This is a genomic window from Pseudomonas sp. TE24901, from assembly GCF_054058375.1.
Map to the genome: position 1 here is coordinate 160,761 of NZ_JBSSAF010000011.1, position 14,222 is coordinate 174,982.

The following is a 14,222-nucleotide window of genomic DNA, read 5'->3' on the forward strand; positions in this document are numbered from 1 at the left end:
CCACATTGGTTTAGGGGTGTTGTATAGAGACAAGGGTGGTTTCGATTTCGCTGAAGGCTGGTCGTGCGAGCACATCCGGCTGGCAGCAACGTTCCTGCAACGTGATCAGCGCTTGATCGACCGACCCCGTCTCGACCCGCTCCAACAATTCCCCCAGCAACACCCCGAATGCCCTGACCTCGATCCGCTGCAATGCGCGGGTTTCCTCGGTATCCGCCGTGGCATGGAACGACGCCGCGCCAAAATCCCCCAGCAGGCAATCGCCGGCTTCATTCCACAGGATGTTGTGGCCGTAGAGATCGCCGTGGGTGATGCCATGCCGGTGCAAGTGGGCCGCCACCGAAGCAATCCCCCGCGCCATGCGCAGCGCTACTTCGAGACTAAAGCGAGTACCCGGCTCATAAATGTCGCGGGTGCACGACGCCAGGCTCGGCAGGGCCGCGAGGTTGCGGTAGCTTGGGTCGATCAGGTCCATGACCAGTGCAGCCTGGCCCTCCGGATGGCCGACCACGCGGCCTTCGACCTTGATCAGGTTCGGGTGCAGCCCGGCCGCGATGCAGGCCTGCATTTCGTGCAACGGCGAGCCATCGCTGGTGATCGTGCCTTTGTACAGCTTGACCGCGACCGGCTTGGCGGCGGGCTTCCATAGCGCCTTGCGGATAATGCCCGAAGCGCCTTCGCCCAGCACCTCGGCCAGTTCCAGGTCCGACCAGGCAATATCCGGCGTCGCGTCATCGGCCGACACGTCCACCGCCATCTCCACCGGATTGCCCGCGTAGGCCAGCCAGGTCAGGCTTGGCAGGGTCAACAGCCACTGTGGCAACTGGGGAAAGCGGTTGGAGGCGATGCGCAGCAGTTCCAGGTTCTTGCAGTTGACCAGGCTCCGGGGCAGCGCCGTGAGCCGGTTGCCGGCCAGCATCAGTTTTTGCAGCAAGGGCCGCTCGCCCAGTTCGTCCGGCAGTTCGCTGATGTGGTTATCGGTGAGGATCAGCCAGCGCAACAACGGCGGCAACGCAGCGGCGGGCACGAGGCTGATCTGGTTAGCCTTGAAGCCGATCATGCTCAAGTTGGCGCACTGGCCCAGGCATTCCGGCAGTTCGGTAAAGGCGTTCTCCGAGCAGAACAGCACGCGCAGGTGCGTGAGGCGGTGCAGGTCGTCGGGCAGGCGGCTCAGGGCGTTGCCCGTGAGGTTGAGGATTTCCAGCGAGTCGGCCAGTTCGAAGATTTCCGGCGGGAATTCAGTCAGCCCGCAGGACAGGTCCAGGCGTTTGATGCCGGCCAGCTGGCCGGCCTTGAGTTGGGCGAGGGTATTCATGAACGGCGCGATCACTCGGCAAGGGTGCGTAAATGGCGCTCATGATACCGGGTCGGGCGAGTGTTGCGGGCTCACCGATTGCAATTGGCCCAGGCGGCTGGCGGTGCGGGCCAGGTCGATGGCCTGGCCCTCCAGCGACTGTGCCAAGGGCTGCCGACCGATCAGGGTGAGGCGCTTGTCCTGATCGTAGAGCACGTCCACCAGGTTGATGAAACGCTGCTGCACAGCAATCGGGCTGTCGGCCAGGTGCGGCAGCCCGTCGATGATCCAGTGGTCGAAGTCCTGGCACAGCAGTAGGTAATCCATCACGGCGGTGAGCTGTTCGCACAGGTCGTTGAAGGTAAAGGCGATGGTTCGCCCCTGGCGGCTGCGGCAGGTCAACTGGCGGGTGCCGACGGGCAACGGTTGCGGCGGGCAATCGTCGGCGGGCAAGCCAAGGGCTTCGCGCTGCGCCAGGCTGCCGGGCCACACGTACTGGCCGCCGGTGAAGCGCTGCTGCGCGTGGGCCTGGGGCAGGCTGCGAAAGTCTTGCGGCGAGCTGACCTCCAACACCTCCATGCGCGCGGCGATCAGGTCGATCACCGGCTTGAACCGCTGGTGATACAGCGGGTTGGGCAACAACCCTTCGGGCGCGTAGTTGGAGGTCACCAGCACCAGCACGCGGCGCTGGAACAGCGCCTTGAACAAGCGGCTGATGAGCATGGCGTCGCCGATGTCGTGGACATGAAACTCGTCAAAGCACAGTACGCGACAGCCCGCCAGTAGCTCATCCAGGGTGACACCCAGGGCATCGTCATCGGCCTGATGCTTGAACATGCCCCGGTGCAATTGGGCGAAGAACGCGTGGAAGTGTACGCGTTGTTTTTCGGCAATCGGCAGGGCCTGGAAAAAACCGTCCAGCAGCCAGCTTTTGCCACGCCCCACCGGGCCGTGCAGGTACAGGCTGCGGGTGGGCTGGCCCGCGAGCAGGTGCCCGGTTTCGCGGGCCAGGGCGGCAATCGCCTGGGTCTGGCCCGCGCTGAGGGTATAGCCCTGTTGTGCGGCCTTGGCCTGGAAAAACGCCGGGATCGGCGACGCAGCCAGGGCTTCGGCGGGTTTGCCGAGCAGGCGCCGGATAAGGGAAAGCACGGCCAATACACATCACTCTGTCTTTCGATGGTCACCCACTTTAGGGCGCCCGTCACGATTTGACCAATAGAGAAGGGTGCCACCACCTATCTCGAAAAGGCATGGCGCAACGCTGAATCCGCCGAGACTGGCAGTTTCCCTCTGAATGGCTAACCTCATACACAGCAGTCACCCCTGTATAAGGAATTGGGGCAGTGAAGGGACGAGCGGTATTGGCAGTCATGGGCGCGATGCTCTGCAGCACGGCTTCAGGTGCGCAGCTCCAGGTGGAGGTGCGGATCGACGTGCAGCGGGGTTGCCAGTTGGTGGGCACCACCCGCAGCGCTGGCATCGAGCAACTTGGCGTACTGGATTTTGGCAGCGGCCCGCGTCTGGATGACCCGGCCGGCCCCCTGAGTGCGGCCCTGATCAGCCAGCGGCAACCGCGCCTGGAATGCAACCCCGATACCCCTTACCAAGTCCGCGTCGACGGCGGCCTGCATGGCGGCACGGGCGAAGTGCGCTACCTCGCCGCCGCAACGCCATCGTCCAGCAAACCCATTCCCTACCGTCTTTACGCTGACGCCGCGCGGCGCATTCCGCTGCCGGTGAATGAGCCGCTCAGCGGTCGTGTGCCAGACACCGGGAGCGTTGACCTGCCGCTGTACGGGCGCATCGAGCCGCTCAAGGAAATTCCCGCCGTTGGTCGCTACAGCGACCTGCTCAAGGTGACCGTCACATGGTGAGTCGCAGCCTGGCCCTGGCGGCGTTCGGCGGCTTGTTACTGCTCGCCGATGACGCCTGGGCGGCGGTCGCCAGCGGGCAGATTCATGCGCGCCTGGTGATCACCGCCAGTTGCCAGGTCAGCAGCGTTGAAAGTGCGCCGGTGAGTCCTACAGGTGGCACAGCGCTCCTGGACTTCGGCAGCCAGGGGCCGACCTGGAACAACACCTTGGCGGCGGGCGTCACCGACGGCGACAAGGCGCCGCTGTCAGTGTCATGCAACCCTTCGGTGGTCAGCAGCTTTACCGTGACCATCGACGGCGGCGCCCACGGTGACGGCACCACGCGGCGTCTGAGCAACGGCACCCAGACCATACCGTATCGACTTTCGGCCGATCCGTTGGGACACAGCACCTACAACATCGGCCAGCAGCGAAATTTCGTCGTGACCCGGGGCGCGCAGATACCCATTCCGGTATTCGGCTCGGTGGTGGCGAATACCAGGGCCTTACCGGCCGGCATCTACACAGACACCCTGACGGTGACTCTGGATTGGTAAACCATGAGGATGGATATCATGCATGTACTCGTATCGCGTTTAGGCGTTTGTGCGCTGGGCCTGGCAATGGCCTCCAGCCTCAATGCGGCCACCACCGTGACCGGCCAGATCACCTCCAGCCTGACGCTGATCGCCAGTTGCCAGGTCAACGGTTCTGGCGCGGCCAGCGGGTTGAACTTCGGTAGCCTCAACTTCGGTACAACCAACAGCCTGTTCACCAATGCCGACGCCCAGTTGCTGGGCGGTACCGGTACGGGCGGAGCGTTGTCGGTGCTGTGCTCGGCGGGGACTGCGCCGACCATCAAAGTGCGTGCGGGGGCCCATGACAATGCCTCCGCCGGCGGTACTCGGGCACTGGCCGATGGTCTCGGCAACTTTGTGCCCTATGACTTCTACACCGACAGCGGGCATTCCTCGCTGCTGGCCATCGATGGCGTGATCGCCCTCGCCACCAGCACCGGCGTGGCGCAAACCGTGAATCTCTACGGTCGTGCGGTGGGCAAGGCGGGGCTGCCGGCGGGCACCTACACCGACACCGTGGCCGTGGAACTGACGTTCTAGCGTCATGACCCGGTCAGGGTGGGTGAGGGCGTTGCTGGTGTGCGGGCTGGTGGTGCCACTGCCGTTGTCGGCGGTGACCAGCCAGAGCTTCCAGGTGAGCGCCACTGTCACCCCCGGCTGCCTGGTGGTGGGGGGCGGCTCCAACTATGGGGCGCTGACCTATGGCAGTTATTCGGCGCTGTCCACCAGTACGGTGAGCGCCGCCCTGATCGGTGGTGTGACCCTGCAATGCACGCCGGGGGTGACGCTGAGCATGAGCGTCAACGGCGGCCTGCACAGCAACACCGGGCGCAATTTGCAGCTCAATACCGGCACTGCACGGGTGGCGTATCAGTTGTTTCAGGATGCAGCGTTCAGTCAAAGCCTGGGGATCAGTCAGAGCGTCAACGTGACCTACAGCGATGCAAACAACATCAGCCTGCCGATCTACGGGCGGGTGCAGTTACCGGGCAACCAGCCTGGGGGGACGTACAGCGACACGTTGCAGGTGCAATTGTCGTGGTAGGGCTATGGGTATGAGGAGTGGTTTTATGTGTTCACCTTCCCGGCGGTTGTGGGCCGCGGGTTTTGCTGTGTTGGCGGGGGCATTGAGCAATGTGGTGGCGGTGCAGGCGGCCAGTTCGGTGCTGATCTGGCCGATCGACCCGGTGCTGGAGGCCGACCAGCAGGCCAGTGCGTTGTGGCTGGAAAACCGTGGCACCGAGACGGCCAACTTGCAGATTCGTGTATTCGCCTGGAGCCAGAACGGCTTCGACGAGCAATACCAGAACCAGCGCGACGTAATAGGCAGCCCGCCGGTAGCGAAGATCGAGCCGGGGCAGAAACAGCTGGTGCGCCTGACGCGCACCCGTGAAGTGCCACCCGGGCAAGAGCTGGCCTACCGCATCATCATCGATGAAATCCCTTCGCCCTTGCAGGTGCCGACCCCACCGGAAGGCAAGAACACGGCGGCGGCGATTCGCTTCCAGATGCGCTACTCGGTGCCGTTGTTTGCGTATGGCGCGGGTCTGTGGAGCAAGGAAGACGCCACGCGCCAGCGCGATCCCAAGGGCGCCGGCAAACCGGATCTGAGCTGGCGCAAGGTCTCGGTTGCCGGGCGCAGTTACATCGAAGTTCGCAACCAGGGCGCCGTGCATGCGCGACTCACCGACGCGTCGTTCAAACAAGGCGGTCAGACACGACCTGTGGCGGACGGCCTGCTGGGCTATGTGCTGCCGGGCGCGACGATGCGCTGGCCGGTGCCGGAGGCGGTGTCAGCCGACCAGCCGTTGCAGGTGCGGATCAATGGCGCGGCACAGGTGGAGGCCCTGGCGCCGGCGCGATAACGGAGTAGGCAGCGGGACGGGGTAAACCCGGGTTCAACAGGATGGAGATGTCCATTGAAGGACACAACGCCATGTGTGAGTCGTGGTCGGGCTCGTTGTATGTGGCCGTCGGTGGCAGTGGTGAGCGGGCTGTGGGGCGCGATGTTGGCGCTTCCGGGGGTGGCTGGCGACCTGCCGCCGCCCCCGAGCAGTATGGAGGCTGTCGCCGATGCACAGCTGTTTCTGGAACTGGTGGTCAACCAGATGGACACCGGCCGCGTCATCGCGGTCGATCAACGGGCGGGCGAGCTGTATGTGCCCGCCAGCGCGCTGCAGGACGTCGGCATGAAACTGCCCAGTGATCCCACCGGCAGCATCGCCCTGGACAAGCTGCCCGGCCTGCACAGTGACTACGACAGCAACGGCCAGCGCCTGTTGCTGGATGTGCCGCCGTCGTGGTTGCAGGAACAGTTCATCGGCAACCGCAACACCTATCCGCGCACTCAGGCCATGAGCAGCTTCGGTGCCTTGCTCAACTATGACCTGTACTTCAACGACACCGAAGAAGGTGGCAGCTACCTGGCCGGCTGGAACGAAGTACGGCTGTTCGACACGTGGGGCACGTTGTCCAACACCGGGCAATACCGTCAGACCCTGTCGGGCAATGTGAGCAACAGCACCCTCGACAACGGCTATCGCCGTTATGACACGACGTGGCGTTTCTCCGATGACGAACGGATGCTCACTTACGAGGCTGGCGACGTGATCAGCGGGTCGCTGCCCTGGAGCAGTTCGGTACGTCTGGGTGGGGTGCAGTTCTCGCGGGATTTCGCAGTGCGACCGGACCTGGTGACGTATCCGTTGCCGCAGTTTGCCGGCGAGGCGGCGGTGCCCTCGTCGGTGGACCTGTTTATCAATGGCTACAAATCCGAGAGCGCCTTGTTGCAGCCGGGGCCGTACACCCTCACTAACGTGCCTTTTATCAACGGTGCCGGCGAGGCGGTGGTGGTCACTACGGACGCCTTGGGGCGCCAGGTGTCGACCACGGTGCCGTTCTATGTCACCAGCACTTTGCTGCAAAAGGGGCTGACGGATTTCTCTGTGGCGGCCGGGACCTTGCGCCGCGATTACACCGTACGGGATTTCGCCTATGGGCCGGGCGTGGCCAGTGGCACCTTTCGCTATGGCTACTCCGACAACCTGACCCTGGAAAGCCACGCCGAAGCGTCAAGTGACCTGACCCTCGGTGGCCTGGGCGGCAATCTGCGTCTGGGCAACTTCGGCATCCTCAATACAGCCCTCAGTCAGAGCCAGTTCGACGGTCGCAATGGCCAGCAACTGAGCCTGGGTTATCAGTACAACAGCACGCGCTACAGCCTGTCGTACCAGCGCGTGGAGCGGCACAACGAATACGCTGACCTGACCTTGGTGGACACCCCTTACGCGAGCCTCAGCAAGCGCAGCGAACAGGTTACGCTCAGCCTCAATCTGGAGCGTTTCGGTAGCCTGGGCGTGGGCTATTTCGACGTGCAGGCCGCGGACGATTCGCGCACGCGTCTGCTCAACCTGAGCTGGAGCAAGCCGCTGTGGCGCAATACCAGTTTTTACCTGTCGGCCAACCGTGAGGTCGGCGACAGCAACTGGGCCGTGCAGGCACAACTGGTGATCCCGTTCGACCTCAATGGCAGCCTGGCCCTGAGCAGCGAACGCAGCAAGGACGGTGCCAGTCGCCAGCGCATCAACTACAGCAGCTCGGTGCCCAGCGAAGGCGGGGTGGGTTACAACCTCGGCTACGCCCAGGGCGACGGGCCGACCTATCGCCAGGCCGACCTGACCTGGCGCTTGCAGTCGGTGCAGTTGCAGGCCGGTGTATACGGCAGCAGTGATGCCGAGACGCGCTGGGCGGATGCCAGCGGTTCGTTGGTGTGGATGGGCGGCGATACCTTCGCCGCCAACCGCATCAACGATGCCTTTGTGGTGGTGAGCACCCAGGGTTTCGCCGGGATTCCGGTGCGCTACGAGAATCAGTTGGTGGGCCAGACCGACCGTAACGGGCACCTGCTGGTGCCCTGGAGCAGCGCTTACTACCGTGCCAAATATGAGATTGACCCGCTCAACCTGCCACCGAATATCCAGAGCCCGAACGTGGAACAGCGGGTGTCGGTGCGCCGGGGCAGCGGTTACCTGCTGGAGTTTCCGCTGCGTCGGGTGATCGCCGCGAGCATCACCCTGGTGGACGGCCAGCACCAGGAATTGCCCTTGGGCAGCCTGGTGGTGCACGAGCAAAGCAACACCCAGGCGGTGGTGGGCTGGGAGGGTCTGGTCTACCTGGAAAACCTGGCGACCCACAACACATTGCAGGTCACGATGGTGGGCGGGCGTACCTGCCAGGCGACCTTCGAGATGGACGTGCAACAACCGGACGTGCCCCTGATCGGGCCGTTGGTGTGCCAATGAGCGACTGAACAAGGAGCGAGCGAGTGAGGGGCAAGGGATGGCTTTACAGCGTGTTGGCGAGCACCAGCCTTGGGGTGTCGGGGCAGGCGATGGCACTGTGTTCGGTGGTGGCGACGACACCGGCCAGCTTTGGCTCGGTCAGTTCGATCAACGTGCGCACGGCCTCGCAAGGCAGTTCGACCCAGAACGCCGGCTTGAGCTGCGGGGCGTCGCTGATCGCGTTGGGCACCAGCGATCACTTCTACCTGACCATCAGCTCGCTGACGGGCGGCCTGGTCGGCCCCACCGGTGATGTGATCGGCTATACGGTCTACGGCAACAACACCACCAACTTTCCGATCAATCGTAACAGCCAGTTCGACTTCGGCCCCAATGGCCTGGCTAACGCTGCCGGGCTGTTGAGCGGGCCGGGCAACAAGACCATGCCGCTGTACTTCGCCAGCATCACGGGCAGCAACGTGGCGGCGGGGGTCTACACCGAAGTGCTGAACCTGGCCTGGAGCTGGGATTACTGCATCGGCCTGGGGGTAGGGTCCTTGTGTGTGCTGCGTGACAGAAATCTTACGCCCCAGACCCGCACGCTGACGGTGAGCATGACCGTCACCAACGACTGCCAGATCACCGCGCCCAACATCAGCTTTGGCAGCGCACCGGTGATCAGCGCCTTTACCCCGGTCACTGGCCAGACCATCAGCATCTCCTGCACCAAGGGCAGTGCCTACAGTGTAGGTTTGAGCGATGGCCAGAACGCGGTCAGCGTGGGCGGGCGCCGGCGGATGATTTCGGGCAGCAACTACCTGGCTTACGACATCTTCAAGAGCGCCGGCACCACGCGCTGGGGCAGTGTCGGCGCTGCACGGCGAGACAGCTCCACCGCCGAGGTCAACCCGGGCAACGGCCTGGGCACCGGTAGCCAGGTGTTCAACTACAACGCCAAGATCTACACCGACCAGGCCACGCCGCCGGGCGGTACCTACCTCGACAACGTGGTGCTCGACGTGGGGTTCTAGAATTTGATCGTCTGCTTGATCAGCCGCGCGGTCGGCTCGTCATTGGGGCTGACCATCGCGTAGTTGTAGCCGGCGCCGGACCAGTATTCGGCCTGCAACCCGTCGGCGCTGCGGCTGCCCCGGGGCAGGAAGTTATTTTCCGGACCTGGTGGGCGGATGTAGAAACTGATCTTGTGGCCTTCACGGTTTTCATACATCACCATCGCCGCCGCCCCGGATTCGGTGGTCAGCAGGCGCCCGCTGACCGGCGTGAAACCGGAGGCGCTGAGGTCGGGAAGGCGGTGGGCCTGGTTGAAGTAACGGTCGAGCCAGGCCTGCATGTTGCCGCTGCCCTGGGTGTTGTAGTCGGCGGGCAGGATGCCGTCCTGAGCAAACAGGCGAAATGCCTGCATCGCATCGGCCATTGGCAGCATCGGCGGTTGAGTGACCTCGCGGGCATGCCAGCCGCCAATGCCGCCGAGGCTGACGGCGATCAGCAACACGGCGGCCGTTGCCAGGTGGCGGCGGGACTGGTGCCGGATACGCTGGCGAATCAGCGCAGGGTCCAGCTCAGGGTTGGCCGGTTGCTGCAAGGCACCGCTCAATGACGCGCGCAACAATTGCGCATCCTGTTGCCAGGCCTGGACCTGGGCGGCGACGTCGGGGTGGGCGGCCAGGTAGGTTTCGAGCACACGGCGATCACTCTCCAGCAGTTGGTGGTCGACGTAGGCATGCAAATCGCGTTCGCTGGGGGGCAGGCTGATCATTTGAGTATCCGCAGGGAAGGGCTGGCTATTTCGCCATCACTGAGTTGACGCAAGGCTTGGCGCGCCCGGGACAGGCGCGACATCACGGTACCGATGGGCACGTCGAGGATCTCGGCCACCTCCTTGTAGCTCAAGCCTTCGACCGACACCCACAGCAGCAAGGCGCGCTGTTCGGTGTTGAGCTGGTCGAAGGCTTGCAGGGTCGATTGGGCCATCACCGTGCGTTCGACCGACGGTTGCGCGTCATCGCGGCCGGTGAAGAATTCGAGCATGCGCGCATAGCGCCGGCTGCGACGGTGCGCATCAAGGAACTGGCGGTAGAGGATCGAGAACAGCCAGGCGCGCAGGTCGCCTTCGAGGCGTTTGTCGGCCCAGCGGATGATCGCCCGTTCCAGGGTCGATTGCACCAGGTCGTCAGCGCTGCTGGTGTTACGGGTCAGGGACACGGCAAAACGCCGCAACCTGGGGATGAGTTCACGTAACTGTTCGTCGAGTTCATGCATGGTCGGCTGGCTGATCACTACGCTGGGACTGGAGAGACGTCCGGCGTTGAAGGTTATTCCCCGCTCCTAAAAATAAATCCGGGGCCAGGGAATAGAGCAGATCGGCGTTCGTCTTAATGCTCCGACCTTATGTTCCACCCCTAAGGCCTTTGGCCCTGGAGTTTCTTCATGGTAGATCACTCATCACCGCCTCGTCCTCCGTTGAGCACGGCGAGCCTGATCGCACGGCTCATCGGTATCGGCGCCGTGGTTGCGGTTGTTGCCGGGGCATTTGCCTACGTCAACGGCACACTTGACCCACAGCGCCTGCGGCCCAAGACCCTGGTCAATGCCCTGGAAACCAATAACGGTATCCACCCGGGCTTCCGGCGCAACCATGCCAAGGGTGTGTGTGTGGCAGGTTACTTCGAGAGCAGCCCAGAGGCGCGTGCGTACTCCAGCGCCCAGGTGTTCAGCGAGGCCAAGACCCCGGTGATCGGTCGGTTTGCCTTGCCCAGCGGTAACCCTTATGCACCGGACAGCAGCGTGCCGATCCGCAGCTTTGCGTTGCAATTCAGCCAGGCCAACGGCCAGCAGTGGCGGACCGGGATGAACAGCATGCCGGTGTTCCCGGTGGGCACGCCGCAGACGTTCTACCAGATGCTGCAAGCGGGCGCGCCCGACCCGGCCACCGGCAAGCCGAACCCGGCGAACATGCCGGCGTTCTTTGCCGCGCACCCTGAGACCGCGCCGTTTTTGGCGTGGGTCAAGACGGCCAAGCCGTCCGCCAGCTATGCAACGGAAACCTATAACGGGATCAACGCGTTTTTCCTGGTGGGCGCCGATGGCAAGCGCCAGGCGGTACGTTGGGGCGTCGTGCCCCAGAGCCTGGACGCGCCGGGTGATGTAGCACCGGCGGGCAGCGACTTCCTGGAAAAAGACCTGGTGCAGCGCCTGGCCTCGGGGCCGTTGCGCTGGCAGTTGAACATGACGCTGGCCAACCCTGGCGACCCACTGGACGATGCCAGCAAAGCCTGGAGCGGCGAACACAAGGTGTTGAACGCCGGCACCCTGGTACTGCAGAGCAGCCAACCCCAAGCGGACGGCGATTGCCGTGATATCAACTTTGATCCACTGGTTTTGCCCAGTGGCATCGAAGCCTCCAACGACCCGCTGCTGGCCGCACGCTCGGCGGCGTATGCCAGCTCGTACGTGCGCCGCGCCGGTGAAGTCAGCCCCTTGCACAGTGCCCCTCAGGAGTCGAAACCATGAATGGTCAACCGCGGTTTTTCGCCCCTCTGGCGCGCCTGCTGCATTGGCTGATGGCGTTGATGATCATCGCGATGTTGTTTATCGGCGCGGGCATGGTGGCATCGGTGTCGGAGCGCCATGAGTGGCTGATCCACCTGCACAAACCGCTGGGGATCGCGATCCTGGCTCTGGTGATCGTGCGGTTGGTGGTGCGCTTTTCGACGCGTCAGCCGCCGTTGCCGACGGACTTGCCCCTGTGGCAAGTGCTGGCAGCCAAGGCGTCCCACTTAGTGCTGTATGCGTTGATGCTGGTGTTGCCGGTGCTGGGCTGGGCGATGATCTCGGCGGCGGGCGACCCAGTGATGCTCAGCAGTTCGGTGCAATTGCCTGCGTTGGTGGGGGCCAATGCGCCGTTGTTTGCGGTGTTGCGCAAGGCTCATGGCTTTCTCGCCTACCTGTTGTTCCTGACGGTGTTGTTGCACCTGGCGGCGGCGTTGTTCCACGGGCTGATTCGACGCGACGGTGTGTTGCAAAGCATGACCGGCAGCAAACGCTGACCGTGTAGGCGCCGGCTTGCCGGCGATGGCGTCCTTGAAATTTCTGCCGTTATCAAGGACCGCATCGCCGGCAAGCCGGCTCCTACAAGGGGTTAGCGCAGGGTGGTCACGATGTCGGCGACGGTGCTCAATACGTCCTTGCCCAACTGCTTGGATCGTTCACCGGACCAGCCGGTTTTCGGGTTGGGAGCGTCGTCGTTGTCCTTGAAGGGCATTTCCAGGGTCAGGGACAAGCAGTCGTACTTCTCGCCAACGGCGTTGCAGGCCAGGGTCATGTTGGCTTCACCCGGCAGGTCGCGGGTGTAGCCGTGGGTGGTCTGGAAGTCGCGGGTGAGGGCGCTCAAGTGGCTGCGAAAGTGTTTTTCCAGCGCCTCGATGCGCGGGGTGTAGCCGGGGTTGCCTTCGCAGCCTGCGGTGAAGACGTAGGGGATTTCTTCGTCACCGTGGATATCGAGGAAAAGGTCCACGCCGTACTTGTCCATTTGCTCCTGGGCGAACAGCACTTCCGGGCTGATTGCCTGGCTGGCGCTCTGCCAGGCGCGGTTGAGGTCCTGGCCCATGGCGTTGGTGCGCAAGTGGCCGTGGAAGGCGCCGTCCGGGTTCATGTTGGGAATCAGGTACAGGTCGGCCACGGACAGGAGTTTTTTCAGCTCGGCGTCACCGTCCTGTTGCAGGCGCTCGATGATGCCTTCCATGAACCACTCGGCCATGTGCTCGCCGGGGTGTTGCTGGGCGATGATCCACACGTTACGGCGGCCTTCGCCGCCTTTGCCTCGGCGCAGCAGTGGGATGTCACGGCCTTCGGCACTTTTGCCGGTGGCCAGCAACTGGGTGCCGGCACGGTTCAGGGCCTGCTCGATCAGCCAGTCATGACGCTCGCGGCTGTAGGGCTCGAAGTAGGCGAACCAGGCACGCTTTTCACGGGTTTCCAGGCTGATGTGCAGGGTCTCGCCATCAAAGCGCGTGGGCACACGGAACCAATTGATGTGGTCGTAGGACGCCACTGCGTTGTAGCCACTCCACGCGTGCTTATAGGAAGACTGGCCCGCATTGCTCAAGCGGAAGGTGTGGGTGTGGCCCACGTGCATGCCTTCGGCCTTGAAGTGGAACCATTGGAAATGCGGGCTGCGGGTGTCAGGTTTGATCGCCAGCAGCAATTGATAGGCGTCGCTGGCATCCAGGACCTGGATGTTGCCGCTGTCAAAGTCGGTGCTGATCTTGATGGAGGTCAAGGCCACGGTCATGGTCGGTTCGCCTGGGTAGCTGTGTTGTGGCAGATATCTTACACAGGAGTCAGGCGAAATCTTGATGCAAAATTGTTGCACGGGGGAGGGGGGCGTCGTCCTTGACGCGACAGCAGCTTAGAATCTATGAGATTGATTCTCAAGCGCTATTTCTTAAAGATCCGGGCTAGAGCGCTCGTTCGGCTTTCTTTTGGCGATGGTCTTTTGCTACCATGCGCGCCATCAAGCAACACACAGTCTTCATTAGCCTGAAGCCACGCCAGGGAAACTGGCAAAAAAAAGACCCGGCCAAAGAGCCGGGTCAAAAACCGTGATTAGCCTGATGAGGAGATATTCCAAGAGTCCGACCTAAGGTCCCTTGGTCTATCGACTGATCTCGCGATCAGCTGCGTCCAATAATAATCATTATCATTTGCAAGTCAAATGTTTTTATCCGTGGGATAGAAATATTTTTCTTTCGCGCCCGTTACACGTTTGCCGGTGCCTGCTGCGCCTGCAACGACCGCTCCACCATCGCCTTCGCCATATCGATCAAATACACCACTGAAAATGCCAGGTCGCGTTGATTGCCGTGATGGTTGCTCGCGGACTCATAGGCCGTGGCCGCTGCACTGCGCAGCAGGTCGGAGGCATGCACCAAGGCTTCCTCCTGACTGATGCCGGGCTTGATGGCAAACAAGGTGTCGTCTGGTATGGGCGCCGACATGTCTTCTTTCAGGTAATAGTTCAGTGCGCGTTGGGCGGCACCGCTGTTGCGCATGTCGTGCAACTCATCGTTTCCAGCGGTTTCAGGCAATAGGTACGGGCTTGTCGTCATAAGGATCGGTACTCCGGTGGGGTGTCGAAAACCATATGACCGATGATAGTACGTATCGTATTTATGTCGTTTTGTGGATTACTACAAAC

General features: G+C 62.8%; 15 protein-coding genes. 9 read left to right on the forward strand and 6 right to left on the reverse strand.

The features are described from left to right. Window positions 1–10 precede the first annotated feature (10 nt). Entirely contained in the window at window positions 11–1,315 is a 1,305-nt protein-coding gene (locus tag ACVWVP_RS22230; RefSeq protein WP_457408044.1) for a protein kinase, read from the reverse strand. Between the two features lie 39 nt (window positions 1,316–1,354). Next, on the reverse strand, window positions 1,355–2,449 hold the full coding sequence (gene zapE, locus ACVWVP_RS22235) for a cell division protein ZapE (protein WP_457408046.1): 1,095 nt from the start codon (window positions 2,447–2,449) through the stop codon (window positions 1,355–1,357). 215 nt (window positions 2,450–2,664) lie between these two features. On the opposite strand from zapE, the gene ACVWVP_RS22240 reads away from it, so the two are divergent. From ACVWVP_RS22240 to ACVWVP_RS22270, 7 genes are all read left to right on the forward strand, one after another. After that, window positions 2,665–3,168, forward strand: coding sequence for a Csu type fimbrial protein (locus ACVWVP_RS22240; protein WP_457408142.1), 504 nt, complete (start codon window positions 2,665–2,667; stop codon window positions 3,166–3,168). Beyond that, window positions 3,162–3,704, forward strand: coding sequence for a Csu type fimbrial protein (locus ACVWVP_RS22245; RefSeq protein WP_259175307.1), 543 nt, complete (start codon window positions 3,162–3,164; stop codon window positions 3,702–3,704). The genes ACVWVP_RS22240 and ACVWVP_RS22245 overlap by 7 nt, the downstream gene beginning before the upstream one ends. A gap of 18 nt (window positions 3,705–3,722) precedes the next feature. After that, window positions 3,723–4,265: a Csu type fimbrial protein gene (locus ACVWVP_RS22250; RefSeq protein WP_178918842.1), complete on the forward strand. Its 543-nt coding sequence runs from the start codon at window positions 3,723–3,725 to the stop codon at window positions 4,263–4,265. Between the two features lie 4 nt (window positions 4,266–4,269). Continuing rightward, complete coding sequence (locus ACVWVP_RS22255) at window positions 4,270–4,770, forward strand: Csu type fimbrial protein (protein WP_178918843.1); 501 nt, start codon at window positions 4,270–4,272, stop codon at window positions 4,768–4,770. A gap of 25 nt (window positions 4,771–4,795) precedes the next feature. Then, window positions 4,796–5,590, forward strand: a complete 795-nt coding sequence (locus tag ACVWVP_RS22260) for a fimbrial biogenesis chaperone (RefSeq protein WP_178918844.1) — start codon at window positions 4,796–4,798, stop codon at window positions 5,588–5,590. Window positions 5,591–5,689: 99 nt separating this feature from the next. Beyond that, complete coding sequence (locus ACVWVP_RS22265; RefSeq protein ID WP_457408050.1) at window positions 5,690–8,026, forward strand: fimbria/pilus outer membrane usher protein; 2,337 nt, start codon at window positions 5,690–5,692, stop codon at window positions 8,024–8,026. A 23-nt stretch (window positions 8,027–8,049) separates the two neighbouring features. Further along, window positions 8,050–9,036, forward strand: a complete 987-nt coding sequence (locus ACVWVP_RS22270) for a Csu type fimbrial protein (protein WP_457408052.1) — start codon at window positions 8,050–8,052, stop codon at window positions 9,034–9,036. Here ACVWVP_RS22270 and ACVWVP_RS22275 read toward each other — a convergent pair. Both ACVWVP_RS22275 and ACVWVP_RS22280 read right to left on the reverse strand, forming a co-directional pair. Next, the gene (locus ACVWVP_RS22275) at window positions 9,033–9,782 is read right to left on the reverse strand and encodes an anti-sigma factor family protein (RefSeq protein WP_259175302.1); all 750 of its coding nucleotides are present in this window, start codon (window positions 9,780–9,782) and stop codon (window positions 9,033–9,035) included. The genes ACVWVP_RS22270 and ACVWVP_RS22275 overlap by 4 nt on opposite strands. Beyond that, entirely contained in the window at window positions 9,779–10,285 is a 507-nt protein-coding gene (locus tag ACVWVP_RS22280) for a sigma-70 family RNA polymerase sigma factor (protein WP_178918848.1), read from the reverse strand. The genes ACVWVP_RS22275 and ACVWVP_RS22280 overlap by 4 nt, the downstream gene beginning before the upstream one ends. 168 nt (window positions 10,286–10,453) lie before the next feature. Between ACVWVP_RS22280 and ACVWVP_RS22285 the strand changes: the two genes are divergently transcribed. Further along, on the forward strand, window positions 10,454–11,536 hold the full coding sequence (locus tag ACVWVP_RS22285) for a catalase family peroxidase (protein ID WP_457408056.1): 1,083 nt from the start codon (window positions 10,454–10,456) through the stop codon (window positions 11,534–11,536). Continuing rightward, window positions 11,533–12,072 carry a cytochrome b gene (locus ACVWVP_RS22290; RefSeq protein WP_178918850.1) on the forward strand — a complete coding sequence of 180 codons (540 nt, stop codon included), beginning with the start codon at window positions 11,533–11,535 and terminating at the stop codon, window positions 12,070–12,072. The genes ACVWVP_RS22285 and ACVWVP_RS22290 overlap by 4 nt, the downstream gene beginning before the upstream one ends. A gap of 92 nt (window positions 12,073–12,164) precedes the next feature. On the opposite strand, the gene ACVWVP_RS22295 is transcribed toward ACVWVP_RS22290, so the two are convergent. Further along, entirely contained in the window at window positions 12,165–13,316 is a 1,152-nt protein-coding gene (locus ACVWVP_RS22295; RefSeq protein ID WP_457408058.1) for a M14 family metallopeptidase, read from the reverse strand. Window positions 13,317–13,782: 466 nt separating this feature from the next. Next, window positions 13,783–14,133 carry a DUF6124 family protein gene (locus ACVWVP_RS22300; RefSeq protein ID WP_457408060.1) on the reverse strand — a complete coding sequence of 117 codons (351 nt, stop codon included), beginning with the start codon at window positions 14,131–14,133 and terminating at the stop codon, window positions 13,783–13,785. Window positions 14,134–14,222 lie beyond the last annotated feature (89 nt).

Excerpts from the sequence above, each read along its gene's own strand:
- ACVWVP_RS22230 (WP_457408044.1), bottom strand. The coding sequence starts at position 1,315 with ATGAATACCCTCGCCCAACTCAAGGCCGGCCAGCTGGCCGGCATCAAA.
- ACVWVP_RS22240 (WP_457408142.1), top strand. The coding sequence starts at position 2,665 with ATGGGCGCGATGCTCTGCAGCACGGCTTCAGGTGCGCAGCTCCAGGTG.
- ACVWVP_RS22245 (WP_259175307.1), top strand. The coding sequence starts at position 3,162 with ATGGTGAGTCGCAGCCTGGCCCTGGCGGCGTTCGGCGGCTTGTTACTG.
- ACVWVP_RS22250 (WP_178918842.1), top strand. The coding sequence starts at position 3,723 with ATGCATGTACTCGTATCGCGTTTAGGCGTTTGTGCGCTGGGCCTGGCA.
- ACVWVP_RS22255 (WP_178918843.1), top strand. The coding sequence starts at position 4,270 with ATGACCCGGTCAGGGTGGGTGAGGGCGTTGCTGGTGTGCGGGCTGGTG.
- ACVWVP_RS22260 (WP_178918844.1), top strand. The coding sequence starts at position 4,796 with ATGTGTTCACCTTCCCGGCGGTTGTGGGCCGCGGGTTTTGCTGTGTTG.
- ACVWVP_RS22265 (WP_457408050.1), top strand. The coding sequence starts at position 5,690 with ATGTGGCCGTCGGTGGCAGTGGTGAGCGGGCTGTGGGGCGCGATGTTG.
- ACVWVP_RS22275 (WP_259175302.1), bottom strand. The coding sequence starts at position 9,782 with ATGATCAGCCTGCCCCCCAGCGAACGCGATTTGCATGCCTACGTCGAC.
- ACVWVP_RS22280 (WP_178918848.1), bottom strand. The coding sequence starts at position 10,285 with ATGCATGAACTCGACGAACAGTTACGTGAACTCATCCCCAGGTTGCGG.
- ACVWVP_RS22285 (WP_457408056.1), top strand. The coding sequence starts at position 10,454 with ATGGTAGATCACTCATCACCGCCTCGTCCTCCGTTGAGCACGGCGAGC.
- ACVWVP_RS22290 (WP_178918850.1), top strand. The coding sequence starts at position 11,533 with ATGAATGGTCAACCGCGGTTTTTCGCCCCTCTGGCGCGCCTGCTGCAT.
- ACVWVP_RS22295 (WP_457408058.1), bottom strand. The coding sequence starts at position 13,316 with ATGACCGTGGCCTTGACCTCCATCAAGATCAGCACCGACTTTGACAGC.
- ACVWVP_RS22300 (WP_457408060.1), bottom strand. The coding sequence starts at position 14,133 with ATGACGACAAGCCCGTACCTATTGCCTGAAACCGCTGGAAACGATGAG.